Genomic DNA, 13,757 nt, shown 5'->3' on the forward strand with positions numbered 1-13,757 from the left:
GGCATGCCATGGCCGGATTCCGAAGTCTCGCGAGACAGGTACGCGACCCGCGGTGGTCCCCCACCCAGCGCCGCACCTACCTGCGGCGATGCCTGGAGCGCTTCGCGCCGTACGGGCACCGGGCCACCTGGGACCACCTCTGCGCCCGCGCCGGGTTCGCCCCCCAGGACCGCGAACCCGATCCGGCCCGGCTGCTGTCCGCCCTCGCGGAACTGGAGGAGGCACGGGCCGTCTGGCTCGCCTACGAAAGGGAGTTCGCCGCCCGCCGCAAAGCGGAGAAGTTCTCCGGCATCCGGCAGCCCGGCGCCCTCGACGACTGGCACCGGCGCACCTGGGGCGGCAACGGGGTCGCCTGGTGCGACGATCCGCTCCTCCACCCCTCCGACCGGCTCGCGGACGTCCTGCGCCGCATCATCGCGGCGATCGACGCGGGAGCGGGACGGGCGTGCCCCGTCTGCGCGCGGGAACGGCTCCAGTGGCGCGACCGCCTCAACCACTACCCCGGGGCGGGACCGGTGTGCGCGCACTGCGGCATCGTGGTGCCGCTGCCGGTCCTGACGGGGGCCGCACGGGGGGAGCTTCTCGCCGCAGCGGGGTGACGGGGCGTCACGGCCTCCGCCTTTTTTCCCCGCCCTCCCACCCGTGTGCCCCGTGAAGTCTGGGCGCCCCGACGCGTGTTGTGTGGGGGCCGGGTTCGGGGCCTCCGGGGCTGCACGTCCTGGACTGGATATTTACGTGCGTTTCCAGTGCCTTCGACTGTTCACCCCGGATACCGCACACAAATATGCCGAACGTCCAGGACATCCACCCCTCCGACCCCGCCCCCTCCGTCTCGTCCCGCGCCTGATCCCCGGTGGGTGGGTATGGACGGCACCGTGCTCGGGCACCCGTAAGCGGCGCGCCGTCCGCATGCCCAACGCTCACGCGGTCGGTAGCTCACTGGTCGCGGTGAGGCCCTCGACGAAGGACCGGAAATCCGGGGCAAGGACCAGCTCGTCCTGTCGATCCGCGTCGAACCACGTCACTGTTGGTTCCGCGTGCCGGCCGGATGCCCGGCAGTCGAGCGCAATCCAGTAATGCCCGTCGCCGGAGAGGAGCACGAGAGGTGCGGGAAGACCCCATTCCTCGACCAGGTACGGACTGTCCACCAGTGACACCGTGTGTTCGCGGTCACCGATGCCCATCAAGTGGTCGAACGGAACGTGATCGGCACTCCAGGAGGTCGGCCGGTCTGTCGGAAAGGCGTCCCGGTCGGCCGCGCATTCGCCCCCGTTCTGGGCGCGCAGCAGGTCAACGAGCGAAGTGGGGAGCGTGACATCGAGCAACAGCTCGGCGCCACGCACTGCCTCATCGGTCAGCGGCGGGTGCACAGCGTAACCGCTGCCGGGTTTCCAGAAACCGGCCTGCACATCTTCGAAGCGTGCCATGGGCGGCATCGTAGGGGGTGTCCGGCGGCGACCCAGGCAGGTGCGGTGCCCCCGGACCGCCTCCATACCCCCCGCCGGGGATCAGGCGCGATACGAGACCTGAGGGGGCGGGGTCGTAGGGGTGGCGTTCTGGACTGTGGAGCATATTTGGGTGCATGACCCGGAGTGCGCAGCGGAGAGTGCCTGAGGCACCTAAATGTGCTGTCCAGAATGGCAGCCCCGGAGGGCCCGAACCCGGCCCCCACACCACTTGCGCCGGGGCACCTGACTTCACAGGGTGCACGGGAGGGAGGGCGGGTCTGGCACGGAGGGGCGCGCGGTGCGACGATGCCCACGCCCCGACCGACGTGGACAGGACGGTACCGGCATGGCCGAACTGCACGATCTGACCGCACTGGAGCAAGCCGCCGCGATCCGGGCCGGGGAGGTGTCCCCGGTGGAACTCGCCGATCACTATCTGGCCCGTGTCGACCGCCTCAACGACACCGTCGGCGCGTACCTCACGGTCACCCCCGAGATCGCCCGCAAGCAGGCCGCCGACGCCGAGTCGGAGGCGCTGGCGGCCCGCCGCGAGGACCGCGTGCGGGAGTTGTCGCCGCTGCACGGCGTGCCCGTGCCCGTGAAGGACCTGAACTTCGTGGCGGGCGTGCGCTGCACGCTCGGCTCGCGGGCGTACGCCGACCACGTTCCGGACGTCGACGACCACGTGGCGGCGCGGCTGCGCGCCGCGGGAACAGTCCTGCTGGGCAAGACGAACACCCCGGAGTTCGGGCTGCCCTGCTACACCGAGAACGAGCTGGCCCCGCCCGCCCGCACCCCGTGGGACCTGGCGCGGTCCGCCGGCGGCTCCAGCGGCGGCGCGGCGGCCGCGGTCTCCGCGGGGCTGGCGCCGATCGCGCAGGGCAGCGACGGCGGCGGCTCCATCCGCATCCCCGCTTCGGTGTGCGGTCTGTTCGGCATCAAGCCGAGCCGCGGCCGGGTGAGCTCCGGGCCGGTGCAGCACGATGTGAGCGGGCTGAGCACGAGCGGCCCGCTCGCCCGCACCGTCGCGGACGCCGCGGCGCTGCTGGACGTGCTCGCGGGCGGGATGCCGGGCGACCCGTACGGCGCCCCGTCGCTGCCGCCGGGCGAGACGTTCGCCTCGTACGCCGCCCGGGAGCCGGGCACGCTGCGCGTGGTGGGGCTGCCCGTGCCGCCCGTGCCGGGGGTCGAGCTGCACCCCGACTGCCGTGCGGCGTACGACGGCACGGCGGAGCTGCTGCGTGAACTGGGCCACCAGGTCGACGAGGTCGAGCTGCCCGTCGACGACGGGCTACGGGACGCCTTCACCCGCGTGTGGGGTGTGATGGCCGCCGTCTACCCGGTCGCACCGGAGCGGGAGGAGCTGCTGATGCCGCTCACCCGGCACCTGCGTGCCGAGGGCGCCGCGGTCCCGGGGCCGGACTTCGCGGCGGCGCTGTACGCGTTCCGCGCCCTGGGGCAGTTGATCGCGGACGCGCTGCTGTCCTCGTACGACCTGGTGCTGACCCCGACGCTGGCGCAGCCGCCCGCGCCCGTGGGCCCGGCGGGGCTGCGCCACGACGCCGATCCGGCCGCGGAGTTCGCGGGGCTGGCGGCCTTCACCCCGTTCACCCCGGTCTTCAACGCGACGGGGCAGCCGGCGGTGAGCGTGCCGCTGCACTGGACCGGGGAGGGCCTGCCGATCGGGGTGATGTTCGGGGGCCGCTACGGCGACGAGGCGACGCTCATCTCTCTGTCGGCGCAGCTGGAGGCGGCCCGTCCGTGGGCGGGGCGCAGGCCGGAACTCTGGTAGCGGGTGCGGTGCGCGGCGGTTGCCCGGCGAGCAGCCGCCGCGCGCCCGGCCCCTGTTCGCCGAGCACGTCCCCCGGGTTGGACAGGGCGCAGCGGTCCAGGGAGAGGCAGCCGCAGCCGATGCAGTCGTCGAGACTGTCGCGCAGGCGGACGAGCTGCTCGATGCGGGCGTCGAGTTCGGACCGCCAGCCCGCGGACAGCCGCGCCCAGTCGGCACGGTCCGGGGTGCGTCCGGCGGGCAGGCCGTCCAGGGCCTCGCGGATCGCCGCGAGGGGCATGCCGACCCGCTGGGAGGCGCGGATGAAGGCGACGCGGCGGAGGGTGTCGCGGGTGTAGCGGCGCTGGTTGCCGGCGGTGCGGCGGCTGCGGATCAGGCCCTTGGACTCGTAGAAGTGGAGTGCCGAGACCGCCGCGCCGCTGCGTGCGCTGAGCTGGCCGACGGTCAGTTCGCGGGTGTCCGTGGGGATGGCGGTCATGCCCCGACTCTACGAGAGCGTGGTGAGTTTCTTGCGGCGCGGGACGCTCGCCCGCCACAGCCGGGTGCAGGAGACCGCGGTGGCGGCGACGAGCAGGGCGTTGCGGATCGCGACGACGCTGGTGCCCTGCCAGGAGTTGCTGACGACCTCCTCGAAGAACAGGGGGTAGTCCACGGTGGTGACGGCGGTGGCGACCAGCAGCAGGGCGGTCACCGGGCGCTGGGTGGTCTGACGCATCGTCAGGCAGACGGCGCCGAGCCCGATCAGCCAGATCAGGTACTGCGGGCTGATGACGCGGCTGGTAACGGTGAAGAGCAGCACGGCGGTCATCGCGGCGTCGTACGGGGTGGCCGGGGTCCAGCGGACCGCCCGCAGGCGCCACACCAGCAGCCACACCAGGGCGGCGCCGGTGAGGACGAGGGAGGTGGTGGCCACCCAGTTCACGTACGGGCCGATGAACTCCATGGAGCCGTAGTGCGCCCGTACGCGGCCGGACCAGCCGAGCAGTCCCGCGACATGGAGAACGGTGCCGCCGAGCGACTCGACCTCGACACCGCGGTGGTGCTGCGCGTCGACGAAGCCGGTGGCGCCGCAGAAGAACACGGTCAGCACGGCGAGGAGCGCGGCTGCCGACGTGCCGAGCGCGGTCCAGGCCTGGCGGGTCGTACGGCCGCGCGGGGTGCCGAGCACGGTGAGGGCGGGCCAGAGCTTGATCATGGCGGCGAGCCCGACGAGCGCGCCGCCCAGCCGCGGCCGCGCGGGCACCGCGAGCAGGGCGCACACCGCGACGGCGGTGACCAGGAGGTCGTAGCGCGAGTAGGGCAGGTGCATCAGCAGGGGCAGTCCCAGCACCCACATCCATGCCCCGGTGATGCTGCGGCCCGGCCGGTTCCACCCGGCGCGCACGAGGGCGGCGAGGACGAGCGCGTCACCGAGGAGCGAGAGCAGCACGAAGCCCTGGAGGTAACTGACGCCCGGCAGCAGGGCGGGGGTCAGCATCACCAGGGCGGCGCCGGGCGGGTACTGCCATGTGACGTCGCGGACGGGGTACGTTCCGCGTTCGAAGCCGTGACTCCAGTGCTGGTAGAGGTGGTAGACCTCGCGGGCGATGTCCCCGTGGCCGGCGCGCAGCAGTGCGAGCATGACCACCCGGCTGGAGAGCCAGTACGCGCCGAGCGCGACCCAGGCCTGCGGCCAGGTGGACGGGCGCAGCAGGACGCGGCGGTCGCCGGGGAGGGTCGGCCCGCTGCCGTACCGGACCTCCGTGGTGTCCCAGTCGTGCGGGCTGGTCTCCGTCCGGGCCTCGGCCACTGCCGCCTCCTCCATCGCCATAACGCCACATTCGGGGCATATGGCTAAGCAAGATAGCCACAAACCAGACATGTGCTTCGCGATACGCGCCGGAGGACGGGGCGTTGACAGGGATCCGCCCGTCGCAGCATGCTGAGCAAGCGCTTGGACAGTACGGGAGGCATGACATGGGACAGCCCAGGATCTTCACGTCGGTGGACGAACTGAAGGCCGCCGTCGGCGAGGAACTCGGCACCACCGAATGGCTGGAGGTCGACCAGAAGCGAATCGACCTCTTCGCGGACGCCACCGGCGACCACCAGTGGATCCACGTGGATCCGGAGAAGGCGGCCCAGGGCCCCTTCGGCACCACCATCGCGCACGGCTATCTGACGCTCTCGCTCATCCCCTCCTTCACGCCCGAACTGATGCGCGTCGAAGGCGTGACGATGGGCGTCAACTACGGCGTCAACAAGGTGCGCTTCCCCTCACCCGTGCCGGTGGGTTCGCGGCTGCGCGCCACGGGCCAGGTGGCCGAGGTCACCGAAGTACCGGGCGGGGCGCAGCTCGTCGTCCGCATCACCGTCGAACGCGAGGGCGGCAACAAGCCGGTCTGCGTCGCCGAGACCGTCGTGCGCTTCTACCTCTGACCGACGGCCCGCGGCCTCATCCCCTGCCGGGGCCGGCCGGACCGTACCCGGCCATGCGCAGGGCGAGATCGGCGTAGAGCGCGCCGATCTCGTCCGGCGTGCGCCGCCCGCCGGGGTTGAACCAGCGCGCCACGTCGATGCACAGGGACAGCAGCGCGACGGTCGTACCGGGCACGTCGGGAACGTCGAACTCCCCCGCGCGCACGCCGTCGCGCAGGATCGAGCGGACCGCCTCCTCGCTCTGCCGGCGCAGTTCCACGACCTCGGTGTAGTGCTCGGGGCCGAGCGCGCCCAACTCGTACTGCACGACACGGCCGGTGGTGTGGTGCTCGGCGTGCCAGCGGACGAACGCCCGCACGGCCTCCGCCAGGCGCGCCGCCGGGGAGCCCTCGCCGTCCGCGGCCCCCTGGAGCAGCCCGAGGGAGAGGCGGTGGCCGACCACGCTGATCTGGTAGAGCAGCTCTTCCTTGGTCTTGTAGTGGATGTAGAGCGCCGCCGGGCTCATGCCGGCGCGGCCGGCGATGTCCCGGGTGGTCGTCGCGTGGTAGCCGCGCTCGGCGAACGCCTCGACCGCGGCGATCACCAGCCGCCGGGCGGCATCAGGGGTGATACCGGTCCAGGCCTCGGTCCGCTCCGACTGCTCCGCCTCCACGTCCATGGCGGACACCCTACATGCCCGCTGAGCAAGCGCTTAGATACCAAGCGGTCGGTCGAACGGGGAGCGGAGGCGGCGGCCGGGCCCCTCAGAACGCCGAGACACCGGTCAGGTCGCGGCCGATGAGCAGCTTCTGGATCTGGCTGGTGCCCTCGTAGAGGGTCATGACGCGGGCGTCGCGCAGCAGCTTGCCGACTGGGTACTCGTCGATGTAGCCGTAGCCGCCGAACACCTGGAGCGCGTTGTTGGCGCAGCGCACCGCCGCCTCGCTGGCGAACAGCTTGGCCTTGGACGACTCCGCCGCGAAGGGCTGCCCGCGGTCGATCAGATCGGCGACGCGCCAGGTCAGCAGGCGGGCGGCGTCCACGTCGAGGGCGATGTCGGCGATCAGCTCCTGCACCAGCTGGTGCGCGGCGATCGGCCGCCCGAACTGCTCGCGCTCCTTGGCGTAGCCCACGGCGGCGTCCAGGGCCGCCTGGGCGATGCCCACGCAGCCGGCGGCCACCGACATCCGGCCCTTGGCCAGCGCCGCCATCGCCACCGAGAAGCCCTTGCCCTCGGGCGCGAGCATCGCGGCGTCCGGGACGCGCACGTCCTCCAGCACCAGCTCGGCGGTCGCCTGGCCGCGCAGGCCGAGCTTGCCGTGGATCTCGCGGCGGGTGAGGCCAGGGGTGTCGGTGGGCACGAGGAAGGCGCTGATGCCCTTGTGGGCCGGGGTGTCATTGGTGCGGGCGAAAAGCAGCACGACATCGGCCCAGGTGCCGTTCGTGATGAACATCTTCGAGCCGTTGATCACCCAGTCCCCGCCGTCCCGCCTGGCCCGGGTGGTGAGGTGGGCGGCGTCCGAGCCGGTGCCGGGCTCGGTGAGGCCGAAGCAGCCGACGGCCTCGCCGGAGGTCAGCCGGGGCAGCCAGGCGCGCTTCTGCTCCTCGCTGCCCCAGTGGGCGACGGACTTGGCCACCAGGCCGAGGGAGACCGAGACGATGCCGCGCACGGAGGAGTCGCCGCGGCCCAGTTCCTCGGTGACCAGGCAGTACGCGAGGTGGTCGCCGCCCGAGCCGCCGTACTCCTCCGGAACGGTCAGGCCGAGGAAGCCCACCGCGCCCAGCTTCTTCACGATGCCGCGGTCCACGCTCTCGGCGCGGTCCCAGGCCGTCGCGTGCGGCACGATCTCGCGCTCGGTGAATTCTGCGGCCAGGCGGCGGACCGCGGCCTGCTCCTCGGACAGCTCAAGATTCACGACGCACCTCGGGGTGGGATCCACTCATAAATTAGCAGTGCTAGTTTCTTGCTCGCAGCTCTACTATGTGCCGCATGGCCCGCCCCCGCAAGCCCCTGCTCAGCCGCGAGCGCATCGTCGCCGCGGCGCTCGCGCTGGTGGACGCCGAGGGGCTGGCGGCCGTCTCCACCCGGCGGCTCGCCGCGGAACTGGGGGTGAGCGGGCCGAGCCTGTACAACCACTTCCCGACCAAGGACGAGATCCTGGACGCGGTCGCCGACGCCGTCGTCGCCGAGGTGGACCTCGCGATGTTCGAGGACGGCCGCGACTGGCCCGACGCGCTCGTGGCCTGGGCCCGGTCCTACCGCGCCGCCCTCGGGGCCCACCCCCACATCGTGCCGTTCCTCGCCCAGGGCCCCGGACGCCGCCCGGCCGGGCTCCGCATGGCCGACGCCGTCTTCGGCGGCATGACCGCGGCGGGGTGGCCGCCCGCCCACGCGACCCGGGTGGGCGCGCTCATGCGGTACTTCGTGGCGGGGTCGGCGCTGGGCTCCTTCGCGCGGGGCTTCGTCGACGACCCGACGGCGTACGACCCGTCGGACTACCCGCACCTCGGCCAGGCCCACCTGCTGGCGGAACGTCAGCAGCGCGTGGACGAGGGCGCGTTCGAGACGGGGCTGCGGGCCCTGGTGGACGGGCTGGCCGTGCAGTTCGCCGCACTGCCGCGCTGACCGGCGCGGGCCCGGGCCGCTGTCGGTGGCGGGTGCGACGATCGGCCCATGACGGACACGACCTTCGACTGGCGCTCGTTCCTCGTGCGGTGGAGCGAGGAATGGGCCGACGCGCAGGACCCGGACTCCCTCACCGAGGACGACGCGCGGGCCCTGCGCGACCGCTGGCTGGGCTTCGCCCCGGCGGACGCCGAACGCCTGGCGGAGGCGGAACGCCGGCTGGGACGCCGACTGCCGCCGTCCTACCGGGCGTTCCTGGAGGTGAGCGACGGGTGGCGGCACGCGGGCGGGTTCGTCTCGCTGCTGGCGGGCACGCGGACGGCGCGCTGGCATCAGGACTCGGACGGCCTCGCCAAGGTCTGGCGGGAGGCCATCGGCCGCGACCCCTCGCCGAAGGCGGTGATGGAGATCGGCCTCTGGACGGACGGCCTCCAACTCGACGAGGTGTCCGACCTGGCGTACGTGCTGCTGCATCCGCTCGACGTCGGCACCGACGGCGAGTGGGCCCTGTACCACTATCGGAGCTGGGCAGCTGCGCCGCCGCGGCGATACGCGTCCTTCCAGGAGTTCATGGCGGACATGTACCGGGAGTTCCATCAGCTGTCCGCCGTTCGCAGCGTGCGCGACGGACGGGAGTTCGCCAACGCGACGACACGGGCACTGGACGCCACCGTGGACAGCGCCCGGCGTGACGCGCTGGCCGGTCGGTACGAACGGGCCGAGATCGCTCTCTCAAAAGCCGAGGGATTCGGGCGGCCGCGGGCGAAGGCACTGCGCGACCAGATACGGCGGCTGCAGCGCACCAGGGACAGGCCCGACTTCGCGGGACGCGCCCTCGATCCCGGGTACGCGCCGGAGTTGTTGCCCGTGCTCGCCGACGAGCACGTCCGGGGCGGAGGTGACGAGGCCTCGTGGGACTTCGTCGTACGGGGTGCGTCCGACGAGGTCCGCGCCCTGGGCGAGGAGTTGCTGCGGCGGATGCGGGAGGGGACCTTCCGGTACACGGTGCCAGGTGCATACGGGGAGGCCGTGGACCGGGCGCGGGAGCAGGCGCGGTGGGGCGGGACCGATGCCGCCTGGCGCACTCTGCGTGCCGCGCTGCCGGCCTGGGAGCCGCCGGGTCCGGATCTGCTCGCCCCGCTGGGTCTGCTCGCGGACCCGGTCCTCGGTCCGCTGATCACGCCGGACCGCGGACGGGAACTGCTGGCCACCCCGCGCGCCGGCGAGCCCGGTGCACAACCGGAGCCGGTCCCCGACACCGATCCGGACGGCCTCGTGTGGATGGCCTCCACGTACCAGCGGGGATACCGCTTCGTCCTCGTGGAGGGCGTGGAACCCGACGAACTGCCCGGCCTTCTCAGCGAGGACGGGAGCAGCGGGTTCCACGAGCCCGCGGCCCTCAGGAGGCTGCGCACGCAACCGCGGAACCGCGGCAGTTCGTCCTACGACGACAAGGCGTTCATGGCCGTCGGCCGCGCCGGAGAGAACTGGTGCTTCGCCTTCGACGGACAGCCGAATCTCTTCAACGGGCGGCGGTTCGTCTCACCGGCGGTCGCCGCGTCCCGGGCCGGGCGCGCCGTCGTGGTCTGGGGTGCCCCGGGCAGGACGTACGGGCCGACGTCCGACGTCTTCCATCTGTCGGTCGCCGAGCAGGGCGAGGAGTCGTACGCGTTCACCGTGCACGGCACCGAGGTCCGGCGGAGCGGCAGTGTGCCGCCGGGCCTCGATCCGGATCGTCTCTTCTCGCCCGAGGACTTCCCCAGGGAGGGTGAACTGCGCGCCCTGGGGGCCATCGCTGCCGCGTTCGGGGTGACGCTGCCGCGCTTCGCCCTGACGCCGGGCTACCTGCCCACCTTCACCACCCGGTCGTGGACGCGGCCTCCGGGCCCGGGCGAGAGATACGTGACGGTGACCGTCGGTCAGGGGTGAGCGGGCCTCAGAAGACCACCAGGGCCCGCCCGCCGCGGCCCGCGAGCATCGCGTCGAACGCGTCGGGAATGCCCTCCAGGGCGATGCGCTCGGTGACCATCGCGGACAGGTCGAGGCGGCCCGCGCGGATGTGGTCCGCGAGGACCGGCAGGTCGCGGGCCGGGTCGCTGTTGCCGTAGACGCAGCCCGAGAGCGTGCGGCCGAAGTGGAAGATCTCCAGGGCGGAGAAGGAGACCATGTCCTGCTTGCCGCCGATGCCGACGACCGTCGTGCGCCCGCCACGCCGTGTGGAGGACCATGCGGCGCGGATGGTCTCCGAGCGGCCCACGCACTCGATGGCGACGTCCGCGCCGTGGCCGCCGGTCAGGGCGCGGACGCGCTTGGCGAGGTCGTCGCCCGCGACCAGGAACCCGGTCGCGCCGGCCGCCCGGGCCAGTTCCTCCTTGGCCGGGGAGACGTCGACGGCGAGGATCGTTCCCGCGCCGGCGATGCGGGCGGCCTGGAGCACGGCGAGGCCGACCCCGCCGACACCGATGACGACGACGGACTCGCCGGGACGGACGGCGGCGGAGTGGTGGACGGCGCCGTAGCCGGTGAGCACGGCGCAGCCCAGGAGGGCGGCCTCGGTGAGCGGGACGCCGTCGGGCAGCGGGAGCACGGCGGCGGCCGGGACCACGGTCTCCTCGGCGAAGGCGGCCGTGCCGAGGCCCGGGTAGAGCTCGTCGCCCCCGGCGGCGAGCTTGGCGTACGGCGCGGCGGCCGCCGCGCCCGCGTTGGCGCAGAGCCAGGGCTCGCCCAGGCCGCAGTAGTGGCAGGTACCGCAGGAGGGCGCCCAGTTGAGGACCACGGGGTCGCCCGGGGCGAGGCCGGTGACGTCCTCGCCGACGGAGACGACCGTGCCCGCGCCCTCGTGGCCGAGGACGGCGGGCACGGGCTGGCGGAGCGTCCCGTTGGACAGCGACAGGTCGGAGTGGCACACGCCGGCCGCCGCGAGGCGCACCCGGACCTGGCCGGGGCCGGGGTCGGGCAGCTCGATGTCGGCGATGGCCAGGGGCGCGTTGACGGCGGACAGGACGGCGGCGCGGACCACGGTGTTTTCTCCTGCGCTCAGGGGTTCGGGGGCGACGGTCGGTCGGGTGGGGTCAGAACTGGAGGGACTTGGTCTGGAGGTACTCGGCCAGTCCGTGCGGGCCGAGTTCGCGGCCGACGCCCGACTGCTTGTAACCGCCGAAGGGGGCCAGCGGGTTGAAGCGGCCGCCGTTGATGTCGACCTGGCCGGTCTCCATGCGCCGGGCGAAGGCGACGGCCTCGGCGTCGTCGCCCGCCCAGACCGCGCCCGCGAGGCCGTAGACGGTGCCGTTGGCGATGCGCAGGGCGTCGTCCTCGTCCTCGTACGCCAGGATCGACAGGACCGGGCCGAAGATCTCCTCCTGCGCGATGGTCATGTCGGGGCGTACGTCGGCGAAGATCGTGGGGCTGACCCAGTAGCCCAGCGCGCGGGGCGCTTCGGGGCCGCCGGCGACGAGGCGGGCGCCCTCGGCGAGGCCCTGCTCGATGTAGCCGCGGACGCGGGCCTGCTGCTTGGCGTTGACGACGGGGCCGATGCGCTCCCCGGGGACGTACTTCGCGGTGGCGGCCGCGGCGAGGGCGACGGCCTCGTCGTACTGGTCGCGGTGGACGAGCATGCGGGTCCAGGCGCTGCACGTCTGGCCGGTGTTGGACATGACATTGGCGACGCCGACGTTGACGGCCTTGGCGAGGTCGGCGCTCGGGAGGATGACGTTGGCGGACTTGCCGCCGAGTTCCAGGGCGACCCGCTTGACCGCGGCGCCGGCGGTGGCGGCGATCTGCTTGCCGACGGCGGTGGAGCCGGTGAAGGAGACCAGGTCGACGTCCTCGTGCGCGGCGAGCGCCTGCCCGGCGACCGGGCCGAGACCGGTGACGAGGTTGAACACCCCGGCGGGCAGGCCCGCTTCGTGGACGGCCTCGGCGAAGAGCTGGGCGACCAGCGGCGTGTCCTCGGCGGGCTTGAGCACGACGGTGCAGCCGGCGGCGAGGGCGGGGGCGGCCTTGGCGACGATCTGGTGCAGCGGGTAGTTCCAGGGTGTGATCGCGCCGACGACGCCGACCGGCTCGTGGAAGACGGTGGAGTTGCCGATCCGCTCCTCGAAGGCGTGGCTCGCGGCGAGTTCGGCGTACGAGCCGGCGACCTTGACGGGGAGGTCGGCGTGGACGGCCTGGGCGAAGGCCAGGGGCGAGCCGAGTTCGGCGGCGACGGTCTCGGCGATCTCCTCGCGGCGGGCGGCGAGCACGTCGCGCAGCGCGCCGATCCGGGCGGCCCGGTCGGCGGGCGCCGTGGCGGCCCAGCCGGGGAAGGCGGCGCGCGCGGCGCGCACCGCGGCGTCCACGTCGGCGGCGGTGCCGGCGGGCACGGTGGCGAACACCTGCTCGTCGGCGGGGTTGACGACAGCGATCGTCTCCGTGCCGGCGGCGGGCCGCCAGTCGCCGTCGATGTACATCCCGTCGTGCGGCTTCATCCGTTGTCCTCCCGGGCGGCGGTGCCTTGGCCCGCCCAAACTAGCGCCGATAGTTTTTTGGTGCCAGGGCGGCACTCCGTGCAGTGGATCACGCGGGGGCGACCCGGGCGGGGAGGCCGTCGCGCACGGGCGGGTGAAGCGGGCCGCCGTCCGCCGTCCCATCCTTCCGGGTGAACGGGGACGCCCCTGTCGGCACACCATACCGACCGGTAGGCATGTGGGGTAGCGATCCCGCACCGTCCGGCGGAACCCGCGGCGGACCGGCACTCTCAGGCGTCCAGGACGCGGCCGAGGTAGGCCCGCAGCAGTTCCTTGGTCTCGGCGACGAGGACGGCGTCGCCCTCGGGGTCGGTACGGAAGGCCAGCTTCAGCAGCGCGTCGGCCGCCTCGACACCGACCACGAAGGCGGTGCGCAGCCGTTCCTCGCCGGCCGTCACGCCGAGCCGGCCCGCGAGCAGCGACCGCAGGCCGTCGGCGAGTTGGTGGTTGGCCTCGTCGTTGGCGGCGGTGCCCGGGGCGGGTCCGGCGAAGCTGACGAGGGCGAAGCCGGGCACCGTGCGGCGCATGGCGACGTAGTGGTCGACGACGACGTCGACCAAGTCGACCAGGCCGACCAGGCCGACCGGGCCGACCAGGCCGACCGGGCCGACCAGGCGGCGCCGGTCGCCGGAGTTCACTTCAGGAGGTGCTTCCCCGGACGGCCGCGCGGTGACGGCGAACGCCCCGGGCCCTGCGGCGTCGAGGAGGGCGGTGACACCGGCGAGGTACTTCTCCAGGTTGCGGCGGGCCAGCGCGTCGGCCATCGCGCGCTTGTTGGAGAAGAAGCGGTAGACCGAGCCGATCGGGACCCCGGCGCGGGCGGCCACGGCACGGGTGCTCAACTCCTCGTAACCGCCCTCGTCGAGGACCGCCGCCGCCACGTCGAGGATCCGGGCGAGGCGTTCGGCACTGCGCTGCTGGACGGGGACCCGCCGGAGACCGCTGCCGCTGCTCTGCACGGGACTCATCATGCCGGTCGGACAGGTTTTCCA

The 13,757-nt window shown here is 73.2% G+C and carries 13 protein-coding genes; 5 read left to right on the forward strand and 8 right to left on the reverse strand.

What is annotated here, in order from left to right:
* Positions 1 to 8: 8 nt before the first annotated feature.
* Positions 9 to 599: a hypothetical protein gene (locus tag ACIP64_RS21950; RefSeq protein WP_401589249.1), complete on the forward strand. Its 591-nt coding sequence runs from the start codon at positions 9 to 11 to the stop codon at positions 597 to 599.
* Positions 600 to 920: 321 nt separating this feature from the next.
* Here ACIP64_RS21950 and ACIP64_RS21955 read toward each other — a convergent pair whose 3' ends face one another.
* On the reverse strand, positions 921 to 1,427 hold the full coding sequence (locus ACIP64_RS21955) for an SMI1/KNR4 family protein (protein WP_401589252.1): 507 nt from the start codon (positions 1,425 to 1,427) through the stop codon (positions 921 to 923).
* Between the two features lie 367 nt (positions 1,428 to 1,794).
* Here ACIP64_RS21955 and ACIP64_RS21960 point away from each other — a divergent pair, with 367 nt between their 5' ends.
* Positions 1,795 to 3,240, forward strand: a complete 1,446-nt coding sequence (locus tag ACIP64_RS21960; protein ID WP_401589254.1) for an amidase — start codon at positions 1,795 to 1,797, stop codon at positions 3,238 to 3,240.
* Here the strand turns inward: ACIP64_RS21960 and soxR are convergent.
* Together soxR and ACIP64_RS21970 are read right to left on the reverse strand one after the other, a co-directional pair.
* On the reverse strand, positions 3,173 to 3,715 hold the full coding sequence (gene soxR / locus ACIP64_RS21965; protein ID WP_401589257.1) for a redox-sensitive transcriptional activator SoxR: 543 nt from the start codon (positions 3,713 to 3,715) through the stop codon (positions 3,173 to 3,175). The genes ACIP64_RS21960 and soxR overlap by 68 nt on opposite strands.
* Positions 3,716 to 3,724: 9 nt before the next feature.
* Positions 3,725 to 5,047 (reverse strand): glycosyltransferase 87 family protein, encoded by a 1,323-nt coding sequence (locus ACIP64_RS21970; RefSeq protein WP_401589259.1) that lies wholly within the window; start codon positions 5,045 to 5,047, stop codon positions 3,725 to 3,727.
* A gap of 146 nt (positions 5,048 to 5,193) precedes the next feature.
* On the opposite strand from ACIP64_RS21970, the gene ACIP64_RS21975 reads away from it, so the two are divergent.
* A complete protein-coding gene (locus tag ACIP64_RS21975) occupies positions 5,194 to 5,655 on the forward strand; it encodes a MaoC family dehydratase (RefSeq protein ID WP_401589262.1) in 462 nt (153 codons plus the stop codon).
* Between the two features lie 16 nt (positions 5,656 to 5,671).
* Here the strand turns inward: ACIP64_RS21975 and ACIP64_RS21980 are convergent, their stop codons facing one another.
* Together ACIP64_RS21980 and ACIP64_RS21985 are read right to left on the reverse strand one after the other, a co-directional pair.
* The gene (locus tag ACIP64_RS21980) at positions 5,672 to 6,313 is read right to left on the reverse strand and encodes a TetR/AcrR family transcriptional regulator (protein ID WP_360906254.1); all 642 of its coding nucleotides are present in this window, start codon (positions 6,311 to 6,313) and stop codon (positions 5,672 to 5,674) included.
* A gap of 85 nt (positions 6,314 to 6,398) precedes the next feature.
* Positions 6,399 to 7,550, reverse strand: a complete 1,152-nt coding sequence (locus ACIP64_RS21985) for an acyl-CoA dehydrogenase family protein (RefSeq protein ID WP_401589264.1) — start codon at positions 7,548 to 7,550, stop codon at positions 6,399 to 6,401.
* A 74-nt stretch (positions 7,551 to 7,624) separates the two neighbouring features.
* On the opposite strand from ACIP64_RS21985, the gene ACIP64_RS21990 reads away from it, so the two are divergent.
* Together ACIP64_RS21990 and ACIP64_RS21995 are read left to right on the forward strand one after the other, a co-directional pair.
* The gene (locus tag ACIP64_RS21990; protein WP_401589266.1) at positions 7,625 to 8,260 is read left to right on the forward strand and encodes a TetR/AcrR family transcriptional regulator; all 636 of its coding nucleotides are present in this window, start codon (positions 7,625 to 7,627) and stop codon (positions 8,258 to 8,260) included.
* 48 nt (positions 8,261 to 8,308) lie between these two features.
* Entirely contained in the window at positions 8,309 to 10,189 is a 1,881-nt protein-coding gene (locus ACIP64_RS21995; RefSeq protein WP_401589269.1) for an SMI1/KNR4 family protein, read from the forward strand.
* 7 nt (positions 10,190 to 10,196) lie between these two features.
* Here ACIP64_RS21995 and ACIP64_RS22000 read toward each other — a convergent pair whose 3' ends face one another.
* The 3 genes from ACIP64_RS22000 to ACIP64_RS22010 form a co-directional block, all read right to left on the reverse strand.
* Positions 10,197 to 11,279, reverse strand: coding sequence for a Zn-dependent alcohol dehydrogenase (locus ACIP64_RS22000; protein ID WP_401589272.1), 1,083 nt, complete (start codon positions 11,277 to 11,279; stop codon positions 10,197 to 10,199).
* Positions 11,280 to 11,331: 52 nt separating this feature from the next.
* Complete coding sequence (locus ACIP64_RS22005; RefSeq protein ID WP_401589274.1) at positions 11,332 to 12,726, reverse strand: aldehyde dehydrogenase family protein; 1,395 nt, start codon at positions 12,724 to 12,726, stop codon at positions 11,332 to 11,334.
* Positions 12,727 to 12,995: 269 nt separating this feature from the next.
* Entirely contained in the window at positions 12,996 to 13,733 is a 738-nt protein-coding gene (locus ACIP64_RS22010) for a TetR family transcriptional regulator (RefSeq protein ID WP_401589489.1), read from the reverse strand.
* Between the last annotated feature and the right edge of the window lie 24 nt (positions 13,734 to 13,757).

This window comes from Streptomyces sp. NPDC088733, assembly GCF_044751185.1.
Taxonomy (GTDB): Bacteria; Actinomycetota; Actinomycetes; order Streptomycetales; family Streptomycetaceae; genus Actinacidiphila.